This is a genomic window from Rhodococcus sp. IEGM 1379 (genome assembly GCF_030056815.1).
Taxonomy (GTDB): domain Bacteria; phylum Actinomycetota; class Actinomycetes; order Mycobacteriales; family Mycobacteriaceae; genus Rhodococcus_F.
Map to the genome: position 1 here is coordinate 1 of NZ_JASHKR010000208.1, position 357 is coordinate 357.

The following is a 357-nucleotide window of genomic DNA, read 5'->3' on the forward strand; positions in this document are numbered from 1 at the left end:
CCGGGTTACCGTTCTCGATCAGATCGAGGATCGGGGTGAGCGTGCGCATGTACGCAGCGTCGATGCCGCCGGTCTTGAGGGCTTCAGCGGTGGGCTGCGCGCCGACGATGCTGATCAGCTTGAGCTTGTCGACATTCGGTGCGCCGCCGTAGTAGTCGGGGCGAGCTGCCAGGACAAGTTCCTCGTTAGGGGCGAACTTTTCGAGCGTGAACGCGCCCGCACCGATCGGGGTGAACGTCTCACCCTTCTGAGCGGTCGGGGCGACGATCATGCCCGGTCCGGTAGCCAGCATCGACTCGACTCCCGTCCACGGATCAACGAGGTTGAAGACAACCGTCGTCGCGTCCGGTGCATCCA

Annotated in this window: 1 protein-coding gene; it reads right to left on the bottom strand. The window is 63.9% G+C overall.

What is annotated here, in order from left to right:
• Window positions 1-357 (bottom strand): ABC transporter substrate-binding protein (locus tag QM600_RS29550; RefSeq protein WP_283265333.1); only part of this gene is annotated, 357 nt, incomplete at both ends.